The sequence below is a fragment of the Streptomyces gottesmaniae genome (genome assembly GCF_031845845.1).
Classification (GTDB): Bacteria; Actinomycetota; Actinomycetes; order Streptomycetales; family Streptomycetaceae; genus Streptomyces; species Streptomyces akebiae.
This window is the reverse complement of sequence record NZ_JAVRFJ010000086.1, coordinates 1-2,311: the sequence shown is the minus strand read 5'-3', so window position 1 is coordinate 2,311 and position 2,311 is coordinate 1. Positions and strand designations below refer to the sequence as shown.

1 protein-coding gene is annotated in these 2,311 nt (G+C 66.7%); it reads right to left on the bottom strand.

Going from position 1 to position 2,311, the window contains the following annotated elements:
• Positions 1-13: 13 nt before the first annotated feature.
• Positions 14-2,311: a heterodisulfide reductase-related iron-sulfur binding cluster gene (locus RM704_RS44450; RefSeq protein WP_311593537.1), complete on the bottom strand. Its 2,298-nt coding sequence runs from the start codon at positions 2,309-2,311 to the stop codon at positions 14-16.

Below are 2,311 nucleotides of genomic sequence, written 5' to 3'. Positions count from 1 at the left end.
CCGTGCCGGGTGGTTACTTCACCGGCTGCGGCTCCGGCTCGCTCTCCGTCTCCGCCGTGCCCGCCGGGGGCTCGTCGTCGTCCGGGATGGGGGTCTTGACGGACTCCAGCAACAGCTGGGCGACGTCGACGACCGTGATGGACTCCTTGGCCTTGCCCTCGTTCTTCTTGCCGTTGACCGAGTCGGTCAGCATGACGAGGCAGAACGGGCATGCGGTGGAGACGATGTCCGGGTTGAGCGAGAGGGCCTCGTCGACGCGCTCGTTGTTGATGCGCTTGCCGATCCGCTCCTCCATCCACATCCGCGCGCCACCGGCGCCGCAGCAGAAGCCGCGCTCCTTGTGGCGGTGCATCTCCTGCTGGCGCAGGCCCGGGACGGCGGTCATGATCTCGCGCGGCGGCGTGTAGATCTTGTTGTGGCGGCCCAGGTAGCAGGGGTCGTGGTACGTGATGATGCCCTCGACCGGGGTCACCGGGATCAGCTTGCCCTCGTCGACGAGGTGCTGGAGCAGCTGGGTGTGGTGGATGACCTCGTAGTCGCCGCCGAGCTGCGGGTACTCGTTGCCGATGGTGTTGAGGCAGTGCGGGCAGGTGGCGACGATCTTCTTGGCGGACTTCGGCTTGCGGGACTCCTCGGTCACCTTGCCGTCGTCGTCCGTCTCCTCGCCGAACGCCATGTTCAGCGCCATGACGTTCTCCATGCCGAGCTCCTGGAACAGGGGCTCGTTGCCGAGGCGGCGGGCGGAGTCACCGGTGCACTTCTCGTCGCCGCCCATGATGGCGAACTTGACGCCCGCCATGTGGAGCAGTTCCGCGAAGGCCTTGGTGGTCTTCTTGGCGCGGTCCTCCAGGGCACCGGCGCAGCCGACCCAGTACAGGTACTCGACCTCGGAGAGGTCCTCGATGTCCTTGCCGACGACCGGGACCTCGAACTCGACCTCCTTGAGCCACTCCAGGCGCTGCTTCTTCGCCAGGCCCCAGGGGTTGCCCTTCTTCTCCAGGTTCTTGAGCATCGTGCCCGCCTCGGACGGGAACGCGGACTCGATCATCACCTGGTAGCGGCGCATGTCGACGATGTGGTCGACGTGCTCGATGTCCACCGGGCACTGTTCGACGCAGGCACCGCAGGTGGTGCAGGACCACAGGACGTCCGGGTCGATGACGCCGTTCTCCTCGACGGTCCCGATCAGCGGGCGCTCGGCCTCGGCGAGGGCGGCGGCCGGCACGTCCTTGAGCTGCTCCTCGGACGCCTTCTCCTCGCCCTCCATGGTCTTGCCGCCACCGGCGAGGAGGTAGGGGGCCTTGGCGTGCGCGTGGTCGCGCAGCGACATGATCAGCAGCTTCGGCGAGAGGGGCTTGCCGGTGTTCCAGGCCGGGCACTGCGACTGGCAGCGACCGCACTCGGTGCAGGTCGAGAAGTCGAGGATGCCCTTCCAGGAGAACTGCTCCACCTGGCTGACGCCGAAGACGTCGTCGTCACCGGGGTCGGTGAAGTCGATCGGCTTGCCGCCGGAGGTCATCGGCTGCAGTCCGCCCAGCGCCGTGGCGCCGTCCGCGTTCCGCTTGAACCAGATGTTCGGGAAGCCGAGGAAGCGGTGCCAGGCGACACCCATGTTGGTGTTCAGCGAGACCGTGATCATCCAGATCAGCGAGGTGCCGATCTTGATCATTGCGACGAAGTAGATCAGGTTCTGCAGGGTGCTCGGGTCGAGGTCCTTGAAGGCCAGGACCAGCGGGTACGAGGCGAAGTAGCCGGCCTCGTAGTGGTCCACGTGGTGGATGGCGCCCTCGAGGCCGCGCAGGGTGTAGATCGCGAGGCCGATGGTGAGGATGACGTACTCGACGAAGTACGCCTGCCAGGCCTTGGAGCCCGCGAAACGCGACTTGCGGCCGGCCCGGGAGGGCAGGTTGAGCAGCCTGATGGCGATCAGCACCAGGATGCCGAGGATCGTCATCACACCGATGAACTCGATGTACATCTCGAACGGCAGGAAGCCGCCGATGACCGGCAGCGTCCAGTCGGCCTGGAACAGCTGGCCGTATGCCTGGGCGAGGGTCGGCGGCAGCGTCAGGAAGCCGATCGCGACGAACCAGTGGGCGAAGCCCACGATCCCCCACCGGTTCATCCGGGTGTGGCCGAGGAACTCCTTGACCAGGGTGATCGTGCGCGCCTTCGGGTCGTCCGTGCGGCTGCCCGCCGGCACCGGTTGACCGAGCTTCACGAACCGGTAGATCTGCGCCACGGCTCGGGCGATGAGCGCAACGCCGACCACGGTCAGGACCAACGACACGATGATCGCGGCGAGTTGCAT